Source organism: Mesorhizobium sp. M0778 (assembly GCF_040320105.1).
Taxonomy (GTDB): domain Bacteria; phylum Pseudomonadota; class Alphaproteobacteria; order Rhizobiales; family Rhizobiaceae; genus Mesorhizobium.
In genome coordinates, this window is record NZ_JAMYPA010000012.1 from 126446 (window position 1) to 144577 (window position 18132).

14 protein-coding genes are annotated in these 18132 nt (G+C 60.5%); 7 read left to right on the forward strand and 7 right to left on the reverse strand.

What is annotated here, in order from left to right:
* Nucleotides 1-28: 28 nt before the first annotated feature.
* Entirely contained in the window at nt 29-1138 is a 1110-nt protein-coding gene (gene aroC / locus NKI22_RS18490) for a chorismate synthase (protein WP_352483721.1), read from the reverse strand.
* 276 nt (nt 1139-1414) lie between these two features.
* Here aroC and NKI22_RS18495 point away from each other — a divergent pair, with 276 nt between their 5' ends.
* Complete coding sequence (locus NKI22_RS18495) at nt 1415-1678, forward strand: DUF1344 domain-containing protein (RefSeq protein ID WP_023716902.1); 264 nt, start codon at nt 1415-1417, stop codon at nt 1676-1678.
* An 86-nt stretch (nt 1679-1764) separates the two neighbouring features.
* On the opposite strand, the gene NKI22_RS18500 is transcribed toward NKI22_RS18495, so the two are convergent.
* On the reverse strand, nt 1765-3432 hold the full coding sequence (locus tag NKI22_RS18500; protein ID WP_352589003.1) for a hypothetical protein: 1668 nt from the start codon (nt 3430-3432) through the stop codon (nt 1765-1767).
* Nucleotides 3433-3646: 214 nt separating this feature from the next.
* On the opposite strand from NKI22_RS18500, the gene NKI22_RS18505 reads away from it, so the two are divergent.
* The gene (locus tag NKI22_RS18505; RefSeq protein WP_031193363.1) at nt 3647-4114 is read left to right on the forward strand and encodes a hypothetical protein; all 468 of its coding nucleotides are present in this window, start codon (nt 3647-3649) and stop codon (nt 4112-4114) included.
* Between the two features lie 22 nt (nt 4115-4136).
* Here NKI22_RS18505 and NKI22_RS18510 read toward each other — a convergent pair whose 3' ends face one another.
* From NKI22_RS18510 to NKI22_RS18520, 3 genes are all read right to left on the reverse strand, one after another.
* Entirely contained in the window at nt 4137-6179 is a 2043-nt protein-coding gene (locus NKI22_RS18510) for an AfsR/SARP family transcriptional regulator (RefSeq protein WP_352914265.1), read from the reverse strand.
* A gap of 24 nt (nt 6180-6203) precedes the next feature.
* Entirely contained in the window at nt 6204-7415 is a 1212-nt protein-coding gene (locus tag NKI22_RS18515; protein WP_198030448.1) for a YcaO-like family protein, read from the reverse strand.
* Between the two features lie 169 nt (nt 7416-7584).
* Nucleotides 7585-8295 (reverse strand): N-acetylmuramoyl-L-alanine amidase, encoded by a 711-nt coding sequence (locus NKI22_RS18520; RefSeq protein ID WP_023716896.1) that lies wholly within the window; start codon nt 8293-8295, stop codon nt 7585-7587.
* 371 nt (nt 8296-8666) lie between these two features.
* Between NKI22_RS18520 and NKI22_RS18525 the strand changes: the two genes are divergently transcribed.
* The gene (locus NKI22_RS18525) at nt 8667-9569 is read left to right on the forward strand and encodes an AfsR/SARP family transcriptional regulator (RefSeq protein ID WP_023716895.1); all 903 of its coding nucleotides are present in this window, start codon (nt 8667-8669) and stop codon (nt 9567-9569) included.
* Nucleotides 9570-9645: 76 nt separating this feature from the next.
* Here the strand turns inward: NKI22_RS18525 and NKI22_RS18530 are convergent, their stop codons facing one another.
* Together NKI22_RS18530 and fabI are read right to left on the reverse strand one after the other, a co-directional pair.
* The gene (locus NKI22_RS18530; RefSeq protein WP_023716894.1) at nt 9646-10233 is read right to left on the reverse strand and encodes a histidine phosphatase family protein; all 588 of its coding nucleotides are present in this window, start codon (nt 10231-10233) and stop codon (nt 9646-9648) included.
* Between the two features lie 31 nt (nt 10234-10264).
* Nucleotides 10265-11083, reverse strand: a complete 819-nt coding sequence (fabI, locus tag NKI22_RS18535) for an enoyl-ACP reductase FabI (RefSeq protein ID WP_023716893.1) — start codon at nt 11081-11083, stop codon at nt 10265-10267.
* Between the two features lie 650 nt (nt 11084-11733).
* On the opposite strand from fabI, the gene NKI22_RS18540 reads away from it, so the two are divergent.
* Genes NKI22_RS18540 through NKI22_RS18555 form a run of 4 tightly spaced genes read left to right on the forward strand, consistent with a single transcriptional unit; the run spans nt 11734 to nt 18030 of the window.
* On the forward strand, nt 11734-14760 hold the full coding sequence (locus tag NKI22_RS18540; protein WP_352958667.1) for an ATP-binding protein: 3027 nt from the start codon (nt 11734-11736) through the stop codon (nt 14758-14760).
* A complete protein-coding gene (locus NKI22_RS18545; protein WP_023716891.1) occupies nt 14757-15989 on the forward strand; it encodes a YcaO-like family protein in 1233 nt (410 codons plus the stop codon). Before NKI22_RS18540 ends, NKI22_RS18545 begins: the two co-directional genes overlap by 4 nt.
* A 2-nt stretch (nt 15990-15991) precedes the next feature.
* Nucleotides 15992-16780 (forward strand): TfuA-like protein, encoded by a 789-nt coding sequence (locus NKI22_RS18550; RefSeq protein WP_023716890.1) that lies wholly within the window; start codon nt 15992-15994, stop codon nt 16778-16780.
* A 53-nt stretch (nt 16781-16833) separates the two neighbouring features.
* Nucleotides 16834-18030 (forward strand): gluzincin family metallopeptidase, encoded by a 1197-nt coding sequence (locus tag NKI22_RS18555; protein WP_023716889.1) that lies wholly within the window; start codon nt 16834-16836, stop codon nt 18028-18030.
* Nucleotides 18031-18132: the final 102 nt, after the last annotated feature.

Genomic DNA, 18132 nt, shown 5'->3' on the forward strand with positions numbered 1-18132 from the left:
GCCGCTTGGCGTGCACCAACATACTCCCCTACTCCCCTACTCCCCTCCCTGTCTGTCCCCGATGCCGCAGATAATGATCGGCAATGGCGCAGGCAACCATCGCCTCGCCGATCGGCACGGCGCGGATGCCGACGCATGGATCGTGCCGGCCCTTGGTCATGATCTCGACGTCGTTGCCGTCCTTGTCGATCGACTTTCGCGGCGTCAGGATCGACGAGGTCGGCTTGACGGCGAAACGCGCGACGATCGCCTGGCCGGTCGAGATGCCACCGAGGATGCCACCGGCATTGTTGGACAGGAAGACCGGTTTGCCGTCATTGCCCATGCGCATCTCGTCGGCATTCTCCTCGCCGGTGATGCGGGCGGCCTCGAAACCGTTGCCGATCTCGACGCCCTTGACGGCGTTGATAGACATCAGGCCGGAGGCGATGTCCTGGTCGAGCTTGGCATAGATCGGCGCGCCAAGCCCCGCCGGCACGCCGTCGGCGACGATCTCGATGACCGCACCGACCGAGGAGCCCGCCTTGCGGATACCGTCCAGATATTTGGTGAAGACGGCGACCGACGCCGGATCGGGAGTGAAGAACGGGTTTTCGGCGTCACCGACGAAATTCCAGTTCCAGTTGGCGCGATCGATCGATCTTTCGCCCATCGACACTAGCGCGCCGCGCACCACCATGCCTGGCACGATTTTGCGGGCAAGCGCCCCGGCCGCCACTCGCGCCGCAGTCTCACGCGCCGAGGAGCGACCGCCGCCGCGGTAATCGCGCAGGCCGTATTTGACCTCGTAAGTGTAGTCGGCATGGCCCGGCCGGAACTGGCGGGCGATGTCGCCATAGTCCTTGGAGCGCTGGTCGACATTCTCGATCAGCATCGACACCGGCGTGCCGGTGGTGATCATCGTCTCCCCGTCCTCATCGACAATAAAGCCGGACAGGACCTTGACCTCGTCAGGTTCGCGACGCTGGGTCACAAAACGTGACTGGCCGGGGCGACGCTTGTCAAGTTCGGCCTGGATCTCGTCGCGAGTGAAGCGGATGCCGGGCGGACAGCCATCGACGACGCAGCCCAGCGCCGGCCCGTGGCTTTCGCCCCAGGTGGTGACGCGGAAGAGATGGCCGAACGTGTTGTGCGACATGGAACCAGCCCTGCCGGCGTCGGAGCCGGCCTAGCGCATGACCTCGAAAATCGGCGCGATTTTCGGAAAGGATCATGCGCAAAAAAATCAAAAGTGCTACAGCGTTCGTTGCGCGCCCAGGAGGACGCGGCGCTGCAGCTTGCCTTTTATTGGCGTTTTCCACAGTGGTCAAACTGTGATCCGGCGGATTTAGTTTTGACACATTCGATTGGTTTCTGCTCAGTTCCGTTCCGTTGGACCGAGCCGCTGTACCGGCAATGATTAAAGAGGACGATGATGCGTATCCTGATTGGCGCTGTTGCCGCCACGCTGTTGATTTCCACCGCCGCCTTCGCCGGCCAGACCGAAGGCCTGATCAAGAAGGTCGACAAGGACGCGCTGACGCTGACGCTGGACGACGGCAAGTCCTACAAGCTGAACGCCGAAACCGATCTCGATGCGCTGAAACCGGGCATGGACATCGTCCTCGCGTATGACGTGACGAATGGCGAGAACGTCGTCACCGACATGGAACTGCCGGACACCGGATCGACCGAGTAGAGTCTTTTGCGAAGCTTCTTACGCGATGCGTGGGGAGCCGCACAGATATCCAACGGGATTCATTCCGCGTGATAGCAGATGGTTTTCTAGCAGTGGGGCAGACCAATCGAGGCTGCTTGCGCATCGTTGCTCATGTCTTCCTTCTTCGGATCGTTTCCCGGCCAGTACACTCCTTTTATATATTTTCCCGCCAGGTACTTCCGCATTACAAATTCCCGATGCGGTAGAAAGACGAACTTCAAAGCATCCGATATTTCGTACTCACCATCCGTTGATTCGGTGGTGACGTGTTTGTTCTCGAAGGAAATTTGCCAACAGACCTCGCGTTTGAAGTCGTCGGTGAAGCCGCCGTTGCCCGTTCTGGAAAACTGATGGCAACCCGCGCAGGAGAGGGACTGAATCCGCTTTCGGATTTGTTCCGCTGTCAGAGTTCTCGTAGCACCACCTTCGATCTCACCAATGAGGTCGGGATGTCCTTCAGCGTCGAGTATTTTCGCGTAGTCGCCGAGTGAACGATCTTCAGCGTTCATTTCCGCCGCGAGCAGGTGCTCGGGCAGGCTTGGCAACAAATGGAAGCTGTTAATGTTGGGATCAAGCAGAGGACCAGGCGCAGAACCATCGGTGCGAATAGACTTTGCCACTAGCTCAACGAGCTTGTTCGTTGCTTCGGGGTCCGGGGAATTTTTGGAAAAAAGAGTGGGCTCAGGGGAACCTGTTGTACGCGTGGGAAGCAGGCGCATCGAAGGCTTGTCGAAACGGTACTCACGGAGCCCCCATTGTCCCCCATGTAGCTTCGAGTTCGTCCGGATCTGACCGGTGCTTGATTCCGACGCGCCGAGATGGTCGACATGCATGGCCGGAGGCAGCTGAAACGTCGTCGGACCGACCGCATCGCCGTCAACAACGCTGCCGTCCTCCGCGAGCGTTATTCCCTCCAGGAAAAACCTGCGCAGCCAAATCGCGACTTCCTCGTCCGAGAACCGCTTTTCCGAAAGGGATAGCCAGAACTTCTGGATTGCCATGCAGCGCTCCGGCTTCCCCCCATTGGGCATGACTGCCTCGAAGGCGATCAGCATCTCGCCGTGGATTCGATCGGGAGCAGCCGGATTTTCCCAATCCGGATGCTTTCCCGCTATGATGCGAAACTCGCCGCAATCGCCGCCAAGCGAATCACGCAGCAGATCGACCCGATTCACGGCGGCAATGATGATGAATGGAGTTTTGCCAACGCCGAACTCCTTGTAGGGATCCTTGTCCTTGAGCATCCCTTCGGCTCGCGAACAGTCGTAGGAAAACGGCGGGCCACCATTCGGCTGCTTCGGCCGCAGTTCTTCGCATTCGTCGCCAGCAGCCGTTTTCCACCAGTTCCGGAACAGCTCGTTTCGGTCGGCGATCTTGCCCCCGCTCGACGCCACGAGTTGGTCCATCACGGCGGTGAAGGAAATTTTGTTCAGAAGGGCCGCCTTTCGCACGAAAAGCGACCGTCCCCACTCGATGGTGGGAGCGGCGCCAGCGTCGCGCCCAGGTGTCGCTTCAGTATTCGTCGAGCTTTTTCCCGCCAACTTGACACCCAAGCCACGCCGCTCCGGATGGTCTTGAAGCGGCGCCTTACCTTCGCCGGCATCGGGCGCACCTGCGGAAGACAACAACACCGCAAGCCCGACCAGCACTCCACGAACCGGCGCGAGCCGGACTGACCACAGTTGGCGAGAAAGTCGTCTCCAAGCAAAACCCAGACGACCAATATCGTTCATGCCGACCATCCCCTCAAAAAGCTTAATACCGTCTTGAGCCCCGATTAGCGGAAAGGAGATATGTTAAAACGTGAAGCCGATTTTGTCTTCTGGCGGTGTCACGTGAAATTTTCACGAAGCTTTCACGCTGACGATGTGAGTTAATCGCCCTTGCGGGTATTTGACGTTAGCGGTCTACTGCCCGTGCGTGAAGACGCTACCAAAGGAGGGAAGCATGCCGGGACCAGATATCGGTTCACCAGATCGAAAATACCCGCCGATTCAGTTCGGTAGACATGGCGACGAGACAGGTGCCATCTTCAAGGATTACGAGGCTGTCGGGAAGAAGTTGGTCGAATGGGCGCAGCAAGACAGAGACTCTTGGCCCACAACCATCGATGAGTTGCGGGAGGCGTTTAAGGACCTCCTGACGATACCGGACGTCTTCAAGACGCTCACGGTGGTACGGGGCGACGACCATATCGAAGGTAACTACGAGTTTCTCCTGCGGTTGCCACCGAAGGGCCAGGTAACGGAGTCGGAGCAGATCGTCAAAGCTAATGTTGAAGACGACGTCTATCCGCTTCCGGCGCTTTACAAGGATTTCGAGCCGGGCGGACGCGACGAGGACAAGCGCGTGATCACTCAGTTGCGCTTTTTCTATGCGCGGGTTGCCGACTATACGATGCGTGGCTGCCGGTGAGCGAAAAACGGTGGGTGGAACGCTAACCAGCCAGGTCGAGCAACCCGGTCGCCAGAATTCCTGAATGTAGCCTCTCCCGGTCCGCCATCAGGCGGATCGGGAGGCATTGCCAGAACCATTCGAGCGTGGCTTTCGGCGAAGCAGGACCGTCGCCATGCCAGTTGTCCGCGGTACGGCGGAAGAACGCTGCCGCCTCTTCAAGAGCCGCCTCTTTCAAGCCAAGCTCGGCCAGCGCCGCCGCTTTCAAGCCGCCGACAAAGAAGGTCGCATCCTCGGCAAGATCGGCTGCTTCCACCGCGCCCTCGCTGTTGCCGAAGAGAAAGCGAATACAGGCGTGGTAGGCCCAATGAACGGGTTCGGCGCCATATCCTACCCGCAGCGCCCTTTGTGCGATCTGGTCTGCGAGCGCCTTCTCGCCGCAATAGGCAAGGCCCTGCGCACATGAGATCAGCGTCCAAGGATCGTTGTCGTTCATTTTGAGCGTCAGCCCATAGCAATAGATCGCTTGCTCGTACTTTTCGTTCATAAGATAGGACCAGGCCAGAGTGAGCTTGGTCCGGCTATCCATCGGCGCGAGCTTGGAAGCCATGTTTGCAAGTTTGAGGGCCTCCTGTTCCCGCTTTCTATCCCGCATGAGGCCGGGGAAGATGAGATGTCTGCTGTTGAGGATCTGCGCCAGACTGGCATGAGCGGGCGCGAAATCGGGAGCATTCCGTATGATCGACCGGAATATCCCCTCGGACCGGCTCTCGTCGGCCGGACGCCACCGCGAAAGAAGCTCATTACCACGTAGCCAGCGGTCGTAGATGTCGAGATCCATATCGGCGAGGCCCGCCGTCGTGCTCAAACGCTCTGCCGAGATCTGAACATCGAGCGCTGCGGCCAGGTGCCGGACGATCTGCAGTCTGGCGCGATGCCAGTTGCCGATCTCGATCTCCGAGTTCTCGCTCCACATGTAGTGGCCGTCAGACCTGCGACGCAGCAGCACGGCGATGTGCAATTCACCGTCCTCGCCGGTTGCAGTGGCAAGCAAGTCATAGACCTTGCGGCCGCTTGGCGGGAGAGCATCGTCGGAGGCCGAATGCTCCCTCACCGACCAGTCCCGGAACCGTGTCATGGCTGCGATCAATTCGTGGCGGAAGCCATTGATACGGATGGCATGAACCGCCTCGTGCAAGAATGGATGAACCAGGATCAGTGGGGGTTCAGCGCGCGCCTGAGCGGCGATTCCTACACCGTCGAACAGCTGCGCTGCTGCCGGAACAGCGGGGGCGAGTTGCGGGACGTGGCTGGGAGGCGCGGGAAGAGGTTCCGCCGTCTTTATCTCCGCAACCAGCGCCTGGGTTTGCGGTGACGGCTCCATGTCATAGTCGGTGCCGAGCAATTCCCACAGGTCGTTGTAGATGCGAAGCGCTCCCGCCGTGTCGCCACGTGAGGCACGGCACTGCATGAGGATACGGCAGGCTTCCTCATGCGTCGGGTCCAGATTGTGGATGGCGGTGGCGAACCTCTCCCGCTTGGCATCGTTCTGCTCGCGCCGGGCCTGGTCCTGGAGGAGCTTAACGGCCCTGTCGTGGAGATATTCGCGCTGGACCGAGAGCCACATATCGAAGCTGGGATCAATGTCCCTCAAATTGACGAGAAAGCCCCCGAACAGCCGCTTCTGCGTGATCATCACTTCGGGCACGATATTCTGTTCGAGATCGGCGATGTGGGTCGCCGCGTCGCTTGATACATGGATCGGCTGCAACCAAACATTGTTCCGATCGCAGTCGAATATCTGTATTGGAAACTGCTTCGTGTCCTTCTTTATCCCACTGATTAGCTGACGCAGGGAGGTGCGCGCGGCTTCCTCACTGTTTTCGCCCCACAAAAGGCCGGCGAGGCGCTCCCGGCTTTCAATCATGTTCTTGCAAAATGCGAGGTAGGCAAAGAGCGCCTGTGCCTTACGGCTCTTGAAGGTGCAATTCACGGCGCCATGAGACATACGGAAGATGCCAAGCGTCTCAATACGGAAGCTTGGCGTTTCACTGCTCCGCGATGCTGCCCGGCTATATTGGTCCATGGGACTCTGATTACAGCAAACGCCTTACAGTACCGGAATGTTGAAGTTGATGCACCTACCCACGGAGTCGAATTGCAACACGTCGCCTGGGGGAATCTGCTGCAGGCCTGTGGCAAGAGCGCGGGCGACCGGAATGCCAATGCGATCGCGCGTCAGGTCCACGATAAAGGCCGTACAGTCAGCACGGAGGAGTGCCTGGCGCGTATAGTCGAGGAGGAGTAATTCGTCGCTGCCTTCTAAGGACGAACTCTTCGAGCCGACGGGAGCAGCTTTAAGCTTTGGATGATCGGGGGTGACCCGCTGGCTTCGCGCAATATAGGCGAGGTCATCCTGATTGAGCTTCTCGAAACCGTGCACCTGTTGCTTGGCTCGTACCAGATGATGTCCGATTTCCATCTGCACCATCTCTTTCGTTGCGGCGTGGACAGCATCGGCCATGTTTGGCCGTGCTGCGAAACCGCAAGCGAAATCGCTCCCGTCACGAGAAAACGAAAAGGCAGCGATGACCGGAATGTCAACAGCTGCGCGGATATCGACCCAGCCACACGTCCGGGTCGTCTTTCCCGACCGGTATCGGGAGAGCAGGTCCGGGAGTCCGCTATCCCGCAATACATCTTCGCCAATCGCATGCGCCACCTGGTCGCCGTGCCACCATCTCGCGACGGCATCGCGCTCGACTAGTTCCCATATTGCACGGTTTGCCGCCTCTATAAGGGTTCTTCCCGCCGCGACGCCGTTACCGAGCCTGTACGGCAAAACACCATTGCCGCTTGCGCGGCGGACGCAAAGTTCGCCCGGCAAAGCCACCGGTTCCGATGAGCCGACCTGATGCCCGGCTAGCCACAGGCGCTCGCCTCCGGTTTCGGTGACGCCGGCAAGATAGTGATCGAAGGCATCAATGCGCCGACCGGCCGTTTCGGCCCCAGGATTTCGGTCCTCCGGGTACTCGAGCTGGGAAAGATATTCGGCTGCTTCGCCGATGCAGGCTTCGAATGCCCGCTCGGAACGCCAATCGCAGCCCGCGACTCCGACAGGCTGAAAGTCGCGGAACTCCTCGCCGTGTTCATGGGGATGCGCTTGCGCCACATATATCGCGGCACCAGGTGCGTCCGGATGAGGCAGTCGAGTAATAAGACGAAGCTTCGTCGCCAACCGCGCGATCGCTATCCGATTTTCTCGTGATATCGGATCGAGCTCGTGTGGAGTTTCAAGCGAACCCGAAGCAACCGTGGCCACGTGCCCTCCATCGCTGAGCGCCCCAGCAGAATGCCCGTTGCAGGCTTGCCAACCATATCGGCCAACCGGGCGCCGGATAACCGGCTGCTTGCCTCGACAGACGATGTGGCATCTTCGCGCGTGCAGGTCTAATGCGCAACACGGGCGATCGGTGGGCGGTGCGGCCCGATTAGTCGTCCACAGGCAGCAAATCCCAGCCCGCGCAGCAGGTGGCGACATCGTGCAGGGCGGGCAGCAATTCCATCGGCACCCCAGCGGGGGTACGCAGAGCTGGGTAGGTGTCGCCGGCACCGTCGAGCACGAGATCGCGGAACCGTTTCCACGGAAAGTGGGCACCTGGATCGCTGCATCGATCAGGGTCCAGCAAGGCATGCGATGCGATGTGTTTCAAATTTGGGTACTTCGCCCAACAGTAGCGCACGATTTCAGCGGCAATCTCCACCTGCCAGTCCGAGAATGGCTCCACGACATCGCGGCTCCGCGAATTGACTATCTGGATTGCGAGGCTCCAGTCATCGACTTTGGCCTGGCCAGCGTTCACCGCAGGATACGACCGATGGTCTCGCACGTGGAGGGCGGCGCTTGCCTCCGGCACACAGGCCCATGCGAACTTGCCATGCGGCTCTTCGTCCGTGCCAGGAATCAGCCAATGCCAACTGGCCCTGTGCGCTTTCATGACGGACATGGCGCCCGCCGAACTTAGCCCTGCCGCCGCGTGGATGACCAGCGCCCTGATTCCTTCGATCGGATCGACCGCTCGACGGGACGTCGCATTATACCAGTGATCCCGTACGCCGGGATAATATTCCTCCGGAATTCTGAATGGTGCAGGTCGTCCCGACCTTGGCAAATCAAAGAGAAAAAATCTCGGATCGTTCATCGTCCGTTATCCCAGGGTCGAGACCACCTTTGTCTGCGCCACGCGTGAAGGCAGCGTGATTCCCCCGCTCGCAGCCGTCTGCCGCGCGTCGACTGCCAATCACGTGCTGCTCACGAGCAACTTACGACGACCCGGTTCAAATCGGTGCATATCCCGATCTGGAGGCGAACCCGATGTTCTCCCGATCCCTTGGTGAGGAGCGATGCCGTGGATGAACTCGTAAACATCATCGTGTTGTGGCCAACCGTCACTTTTGGCTACCGGAACCGCCGCAACACCCGAGGATCCGGCATGTCTCGCCGACCCAGACGATCGTGCAGCGTCCGGATTGGAACGCTCGCGAATCCGGCACGCCAGTGGGGAGATAGCAGATGAATGCTCAGTTCGAGTTTTGCCGGTCCATGACCCGCAACCACCAGCTGGCTGCGTCCCTGCGGCGTCCGGCAAGCTTGTCTTGGCCGATCAAGGTGTATGTTCTCGGCGGGTTCCGGCTTGAACGTGACGGTTCGGCACTGGACCTTGGCGCCAAGCCACCGACGCGGGCCCTCGACATTCTTCGTGCCTTGGCCATCTCCCAGGGCCAAGTCTGCCCGCTCGAAGGCCTGCAGGACTGGCTCTGGCCCGACCTTGACGGCGACCAGGCGAAGGCTGCCTGCGATCAGGCGCTCCACCGTCTGCGCAAATTGCTCGGCCAGACGGACCTGGTGATTCAGAGGGAGGGCAAGCTGCGCCTCGCCGCAGACAGGGTTTGGGTGGATTTGGCCGATTGGGAGGCGCGCCTCAAACGGGCTCTGGCCTCGAATGCCGTGACTGAACCGGAGCTGGAGCGGCTCTTCCTCCTGTTCCCGGGGCCTCTCTTTCTGCACGAGCGTATTGCCGCCTGGTGCTTGCCGGCCGCTGAACGCGTGCGCCGCGACGTGATCGAACTCGCGATCCGCATCGGCAAGCACTGCGAGGCTCGCAACGATCCTGGGAAAGCCCGGACTATCTATTTGCGGGCGCTCGATTTTTACCCCGACTCTGTGAGAATCTACAAGGCGCTCATTCAGGGCGACATCGCCCAAGACGATGTTGCTGGCGCGATCGAGGATTACTCCTGCTACGAGCGGACACTTCGCGCATCATGCGGTAGCACACCTTCGCCTGAGCTGCGTGCCCTCATCCAGTTGCTCTTCGCGCGCCTTGCGCGTGAGACCGGACCTGTTGGGCAATATGTCAGGGCCGGTCGAGAACGGTTTGTCCCGGTTCTCAGGCCAGCGACGATCCCGGCGTGATCAACTTCGCCTACGCGCCTCTGTCGCCGATTCAGCGCGAGATCGCATTCTGCTTCAATCTCTCGAAAGCTCACGACTAAAGCCACTCCAGGCGCCAGCCGTCCAGCCTGAGCAGGCGGTCCTGCGGCACTTCCATGCTGACCGCATCTTGTTCGGACATCCCCAGCACGAAGCGGAACAGCGCGCGCATGACGCCACCATGGGTCACGCAGACCGTCTGGCGATCGAGCGCGTCGAACCACGGCTTCACCCGTTCGAGCAGCATCTGATAGCTTTCGGCGCCCTCGCCGGGCGGCTGGAAATTCCATTTATCGAGGCGGCGGTGCCTGGTCGAACCGGGATCGTTCGCCTCGAGTTCGGCAAAGGTGAAACCCTGCCAGTCGCCAAAGCTCAATTCTACGAGTAGCGGCTCGGTACGATAGGCGTGCGGATCGAGCTTCATCGCCGCGCGCAGGCGCTCCATCGTCTCGCGCGTGCGCCGCATCGGGCTGGCGACAAAGTCGAAATCTTCGGGCTTGTCGATGAGTTCGGCCAGCCTACGCCCGTTGCGGCTAGCCTGCTCGCGGCCAAGCTCGTTGAGGTCGGTATCGGCCTGCCCCTGCAGCCGGGCCTCGGCGTTCCACGCCGTCTGGCCGTGGCGCACGATATAGACGAGCGGGTACATCAGGTCTTCCGGAAGAGGTCAGGCGGCGGCGTCAGTCCTTGACGGTAGAAATATCCGGCGCGTCGACCGCCTTCATGCCGACGACATGATAGCCGGAATCGACATGATGGATCTCGCCGGTGACACCGCGCGAAAGGTCGGACAGGAAATAGACGCCGGAATCGCCAACCTCCTCCTGCGTCACCGTCTGCTTCAACGGGGAATTGTATTCGTTCCACTTCAGGATGTAGCGGAAATCGCCGATGCCGGATGCGGCAAGCGTCTTGATCGGGCCGGCGGAGATCGCGTTGACACGGATCTTCTTGGCGCCGAGATCGACGGCCAGATAGCGCACGCTGGCTTCGAGTGCCGCCTTGGCGACACCCATGACGTTGTAGTGCGGCATCACCTTTTCCGCGCCGTAATAGGTCAGCGTCAGCAGCGAGCCGCCGTCGGTCATCAGCGCCTCGGCACGTTTGGCGATGGTGGTGAAGGAATAGACCGAAATATCCATGGTGCGCAGGAAATTGTCGCGCGTCGTCTCGACATAGCGGCCGGTCAGCTCGTCCTTGTCGGAAAAGGCGATGGCGTGGACGAGGAAATCGAGCTTGCCCCAATGGCTGTCGATATCGGCGAACACCGCATCAAGGCTGGCCGGGTCGGTCACGTCGCAATGGCCGGCGACATGCGCGCCCAGTTCCGCGGCAAGCGGCTCGACGCGTTTCTTGAACGCCTCGCCCTGATAGGTCAGCGCGATCTCGGCGCCATGGTCGACACAGGCCTTGGCGATGCCGTAAGCGATCGAGCGATTGTTGGCGATGCCAAGGATAAGGCCGCGCTTGCCGGCCATAAGGCCCCGTCCACCCGCCATGTCAGCGCTCTCCGCAAGGTTCTCTACTTTGTGGAGTGCCTATCGCACAGCCACAGTGCCCCTTCAAGCGTTCAAAGCGGACAGTTCGGGGGACAAAGCGGTTGCTCAGCAGTGCCGCGCGTCCTTTGGACGTGCAAAGGACGCTGTAGCGCTTTGACCTTGCGGTCGTGGGCCAGTGAAAAAATACGACACTTGGTGTCCGTGTGGCACGGCGGAAGATGACCCTTTGGCGGAAGTTTCGTTGGCCAGCGGCCGAAGTCACGCTCATGACCCCAAGCCGACTTCATGATTTGAGCTGTGGACGACCGGTTTGCGCCTAATCTAAGACATTCCGGAGACGCGGCCCTATCCCGGAAGCGGACGTTGCCAGTGAGCGCGCTGGAGACGTGATTGCGCCAAACGTGGACCGCACGCGCGCTCCTCCAGCCGACACTCCTGTTAGGCTAGAGGCACCCCATTCCTGTCGTTGCAGCGAACTGAAAGCCCGCGTTGATGATCACGACTGGATTGCGAACGGATAGCAGACGGGTGGGCTAGGAACCCATTATGCCGTTGCCAATGGGACTATTCTAAGCCTTAGTGCTCACGATGGAGCTTCGATAACATCCGAGAAAGCCGCGTGGCTCTCTCAGCGTGTTGCAGGACGTCCGATGACCACCAGGGAACGAGTTCAGACCGGGTCGCTTGCAGGGGAGCGCAGGCATGTGACCGCGCTGTACTATGACATTGTTGGTTCGACCACTCTGCTAAATCAGCTGGACCCCGAAGAATTCGGCGCTATGCAACGTTCGCTCCACAATGGAGCGGCTGCATTGATCAGCGACTACAATGGCTACCTCGAGCGGGTTCATGGCGACGGCGGCTGCGCCTATTTCGGCTTTCCCGAGTCCAGGGAAGATGCCGCCGAATGTGCGGTCGCGTCGGCAATCGAAATTGTCGAGTGGTGCGAGAAACTGGCGAGACAGTCCGAATCCAGCCTCAAGGTAAGGGTCGGCATCACCACAGGTGTGGTCGTCATCGCTGACGCTTCGAAAACGAACCTTCCGGGCGCCACCGAGATTATTGGCGTCGCGCCGGCACTGGCTGCGCGCATCCAGTCCGAAGCAGCGCCGAACAGTGTTGCTGTCGCAGAAGCCACCTATCGGCTTACCATGGGCGCGTTCGAATTCGAGGAGATCGGTCCAAGGCACCTGAAAGGATTTGGCGAACCGGTACTTTTGTGGCGGCCATTAACTCGCCGGCAGCAGTTCGACCGCTTCACAGCGTATCGGCGCGTTTCCGCGCCGCTAATCGGTCGCGAAGACGAGCTTGAATTGTGTGGCCGGCGTTGGGTTAGAGCCGCAAACGGCAATGGCCAGTTCATTCTTCTCCATGGCGACCCCGGGATCGGAAAATCCCGGCTGATCGCCGAGTTCCGCCGTGATCTTGCCGCTAAGGGTGTGCGGACCCTGGTGTTTCAATGTCAGCCGCGCGGCAATTCGGAACCGCTGCACCCGTTTCTAGAACCTCTCAGAAAGGCAATCGCAGACGCGACCGGCAACGCCGACCCGGATCGGGATGCGGTCACGCGCTACCTGCGGTCACATGGCTCGGAACTTGGCGCGTTGAACGCCGAGATCATCACATTCCTTGTCGCGGGCGAGACGGAGGGGGGCGCTGGCCAAGCCTGGCAGGTCGATCTCTCGAACGAGGAGATCAGGGTGCGTGTTGTCGAGGCCATGCTGTCACTTCTGACGTCGCCGTCCGTTCTTGGACCGCTCCTCCTGATAATCGAGGACGTTCACTGGGCAGACACGCTCACCAAAGCACTTGTCGCCAAGCTGAGCCGGTGGATCGAAACACGGCCGATTCTTGCCGCAGTAACGTCGCGCGAGGCTATCGCGCCGGACGGTTTCGGCGATCCAAACGTGCTTGCCGTCGCCTTGTCTGGCCTGACTGCTCAAGCTACCGCGGAGCTGCTCAGCACGATCTGGGAGGATTATTCGCCACCAGATGAACTGGTCGCCTTTATCTACGAGAAGAGCGATGGCGTGCCCCTGTTTGCCGAACAGCTGGCGCTTTGGATCCGTGAACGAGCGAAGGCTGGCTTGCCAGATCGGGCCGGATTGGAGGCGTTGCTTCGTGCGGATAGCATTCTGGATCTCCGGGATCTTCTCGCAGCCCGCCTCGCCAGCTTGGGGCCATTGAGACGTGTCGCCCAAATCGCAAGCGTCCTAGGGCGACAGTTCCGACGGAAACTGCTGGCTTGTGTGCTTGAACTTGGGCCTCTTGCCATACCTCTGGACGAAGCAATCGAAGGTCTTGTCCAAGCCGGGATTGTCCGTCGGAAGTCTGGCGGTATGGAAATTCGCTTCCGCCACGTGCTGATCCAGGAAGCGGCCTACGAAAGCCTCCTGAAATCCGAGCGGCAGGAAATCCACACAAGCGTTGTAAATCTCATTCAATCAGGTGTTGTTCCGCCGCTCTCCGACGAGACGATGGCATGGCATTTCGGGCAGGCCGGACAGCCTGTGCAGGCGGCGCGCCACGCTATTCAGGCGGCAGAGGCTTGCGATGTTCGGTCAGCAATGCAGGAGGCAGAAAACCTGCTGGATTTCGCTGAGAAACAACTCGCTCAGGCCGGCAGGAATGCCGAGTCGAATGAGCAGCTGCTTCGCCTCCTCACAGTTCGCGGGCCGGTCGTTGCAGCGCTTTTCGGTAGAGGCAGCAAGCAAGCGCGTGCGATCTATGAGCGCGGCGTATCGCTGTGCGCCACGGTTAAGGATCGGGATCGTGCAGAATGGTTCCCGCTTTACTGGGGTTGGTGGTTCACTGCGCCCGACTACCAGACACAGCGCGCAAGATCCGACATCCTCGTGCAGGACCTTGAAGGCTCTGCAGATCCTGAGGTCCGGCTTCAGTCGCTGCATTGCGCATGGGCGACCAACATTGATGCCGGGCTGCATTCGCACTGCCTAAAATGCGTCGAGCAGGGTCTCGTTCTTTACGACGAGGATCGCGCATGTTTCAACCGCGGCCGTTACGGAGGTCATGACGCCAAGGTCTGCGGCCTGGGCGAACGTGCGTTCTCCCTGTGGTTCGTAGGCGACGACAATGGGGCTTCCGAAAGTATAATCGCTGCCAAACGATGGGCCGAGCACATCAATCATCCGAACAGCATGTTGCATGCACTGGAGTTCGAGATCGAGCTGAAACGATATCGAAACGACCATCCCGGTGTGATTGCGGTCTCCGAAAGGATCGGAGAACTCGGGCGGGCAACGCCGGGTGTACTCGCCAAGGCGGCGCTGTTCCGTGCCTGGGCGCAGGGTATGAGCGGGGACGCGGCAGCTGGCGTAGTGGCATTCGAAACCGAGCTGACACGCTGGCGCGAGATCGCGACCTACGAGGGTGCCCCCGTTTTTGAGGGCATGCGTTCGGAGTTGTTAGAACGCGCTGGACGCAACGACGAGGCCTTGTCGATACTGGATAGCATCATCGCGGCTTCGACCAGCAGTGGGCAAGTGTTCTGGCTTGCTGAGTTGCTACGGCAGCGCGGTGTGCTCCGTCATACCCTTGGCGAATCGCAGGAGGCGGTGATGGCCGACCTTCGTCGAGCGCTCGAAGTCAGCACCGAACAGCGGGCCGCACCCCTGGCGTCACGCGTGCGGCTGGACCTCGATCGGCTCCGGCTGTGAAGTCCGACACCGGCTTTGCGCAGGCGCTTGCCATTCCTGCGAATGAGATCGGTCTTAGGCTCGACCGCGAACTCTCCGCCCTTGGCGATGCCCAGTGCACAGACTCCGCAGCCACCGAGAAGCTCGCCCGCGGGCTTTTCTCCGTCCGGAGACGTTTTGGCATAACGCGGATCGGATCGTTGACCCGCCTTGATCGCGCCGGCGTGGCGGTTGCTCAAGCCGTGCGGCCATTGTCGCTCTCCAACGCTGTCTCCCAGGGCAAGGGTGAAACCCTCATAGAGGCAGCGGCCGGGGCACTGATGGAAGCGCTCGAAGGATGGGCAGCGGAGCAGGTCTCGCATGAGCGCATCAGGATCGCAAGCGCGCGCGTTCTGGGAGAAGAGATTCGGGCCCTCTATGCCGGCTGCCGAGTCCATGACTTCGACGCCGGCTGGGATCAACTGCAACTCCAGTGGACCGACGGTTATGATATTTTCACCGGCCGGGTGCTGCCAGTTCCTCTCCCCCTGGTCGATACCATCTACACGCTTCCGTCCCCGCATCCCGTGGCGTTTCCCCGATCCACGCGCGGACTCGCCGCCGGGCAAACGCTAGTTTCCGCGATCACCCATGCAGCGCTAGAAATCATCGAGCGCGCGAGCATCGCAGGAGCCAAGCGGTATCCACGTTCCTTTCCGGAAATTCGTATCGACCCCGCCCGTATTGGCGGTCCGCGTTCGTCGCGAATTCTGGCAAGCCTCGCAGCCGCGGATCTCGTTGCCGGAATATGGCTCGTCCCAGGCGATCATGATTTGCCGGTCTTTCGCTGCGCCGTAATGGAATCGGAAGCGCATCAGGAGATTGCGCCGCTGCCGGGCGAGGGGTTTGCGTGCGACTTTACCCATGATGGCGCCTTGGCCAAGGCACTGATGGAGGCGGCACAGGCCCGGGTAACCGCGCTCGCCGGTGCCCGTGAAGATATTACACGTGCCGCTTATCCCGAGTGGTACGACCGAGTGGACCTGGACACGCGTCGACGCTCGTTCCGGGTGCCAGGGAACGCCACCACGCTTCCCGCCGATAGCGTCGGACCGACCTCAGGCGCCAGCAAGCTCGACGCCGTTCTCAAATCGCTAAGGCGCGCCGGAGCGCAGGCGGCCCTTGTCGTGCCGCTCCATAGCAGCACGGATCCCGATATCGAGATTGTCCGTCTCGTCGCCCCTCCGCTCAAAGACCTCATCAGAGGATAGGGATGGCGGACAAGCCGGTCATTTTCCTCGGACCGACACTGCCGCGTGCCCAAGCGGCAGCCATCCTCGACGCCGTTTATCTACCGCCCGCCGAACAGGGTTCGATCGTCCGCGCAATGAGAGCCTATCAACCGAAAGCGATAATCCTCATCGACGGTTCGTTCGGGAAGGTACCGGCAGTTCGTCACAAGGAAATCCTGTGGGCGTTGGGAAACGGAATTCCGGTGTTCGGGGCGGCAAGCATGGGCGCGCTCCGCGCCGCTGAACTGGCGGCGTTCGGCATGCAGGGCCATGGCTTCATCTACCGATGGTACGCGTTGACGCCGCTCGCCGACGACGATGAAGTCGCGGTAGCGATGTGTCCTACTGAACTCGGCGCGGCGGCCCTGAGCGAAGCGCTTATCAACATACGCCTTACGCTAAAGCGGGCATTGCGAGCAGGCATCATCAACGCCGTGGAAAGGCGATCTCTGGAAGTGCTGGCGCGGGACACGCACTTCGTCGATCGCAGCTATCCGAGGCTGCTCGCGGAGGCGCGATCTTCTCTGCCCAGCAAATCCGCAACGGCCCTGGATCGGCTTGCTGACTGGCTCCCCCGATCGGCGATCGACCGCAAACGCGAAGACGCAACCGGCTTGCTGGCGAAACTTGCATGCTGCCCTGAACTTCTGGCGCATGCGCCGATGACCCCGCCTTTCACCCTGACCGAAGCTTGGGCCTATGACCTCGGCGCGGCCGGGCTGTGGGACGACGACATTGGGTCTGTTCTTGCGGAACGGGATGGATTTTGATCTAACAGGAATACTTCAGACTGTCCTTTCAGGAGAGGGGTGGGACTGCCTGCATGGGCGCCAGTGCAAGATGGCAGTCGGGTATTGGATCCGCGGCTTCGCGCCTTGGAACACGCTTTCTTGTTTTTCCCCAACCTCCTTTCATTCAGGGTTACGAACGGCCCGAGATGATTTGGGTCTCCACGCCGCCTGACGCGATCGGCCCCGGGCCAGCCGACCGACGGATGTATGTGATCGACCCGTTGCTTGAAAAGCAGCCATACCAGTTTCCTTACCTGCCTCCTTACGCCGGTGCCCTCAGGCCGCCTGCGGTAGCCGGCCCAGACGGGCACTTCGACAACATTCCGCTGGGCACACCGGAGTTCGAGGCGGCGCATGCCTACGCTTGCGTGCGGCGGGTGCTCGACATCTGCGAGAGCTATGTGGGGCGCGAGATTCCCTGGTTCTTCGAACCGACCTATCCGCGTCTCGAGATTGTGCCGCGGCTGAACTGGGACAACGCCCAGTCGGGTTACGGCTTTCTGGAGATGGGGATCGATGAGGCCCGCGGAACCACGCAGCCCTTCGCGCTCAACTTCGATGCTGTTGCACACGAGATCGGGCATCTGGTGATTTTCGGCGTCATGGGAGTTCCCCGTTTCGATCCGCCGCATGAATACTTCGCCTACCACGAGGCAGTGGCCGATTTCATCGCGCTGATCTCGCTCCTGCACTTCGATACTGCGCTGGATTTGCTTTTGCGGCGCACGCGCGGCAACCTCCTGATCAACAACGAACTGGACCGCTTCGGCGAGCTCTCCGACGAAAAGCAGGTCCGACGGTTCAGCCACTCGCTGCGGATGAGCGACGTCAGCACGGAAGTGCATGACCTTTCCAAGCCCTTCGCGGGCGCACTCTTCGACATCCTTATCGAGATCTACCAGGTGCTGCTGTTCGAACGCGGGCTGTCCGATCTGGATCCGCGTGACTTTCGTGATCTCAGGAGTGAGCTTTCCGAAGAAGAGGTCGAAGACCTGCTTTCGGTTTCACTCGCCGCCAATGACGGCCGCCTCTTCGCATTGAAATCGGCATTGGAAGAAGCCCGCGACCTAGTGGGCGAGATCCTGGTGCGGTCGTGGGAAGAGCTTGATCCGCATGCACTGGACTATCGCGAAGCAGCCGAGGCGATGGTTGTTGCCTGCGAAAGCGGGCGTGCGCGCCGCTTCGCTGACAGCCTTGTCGACAACTTCGCCTGGCGCGAGATTTTTTGAAGGAGAAAGGGATGCCAAAGTCACCAACGCCGACAGGCAACCCACTTAAACCGTCTGGCCCGGGCGGTGGGCCAGGTCGATCGCCAAACAATACTGGAGGGA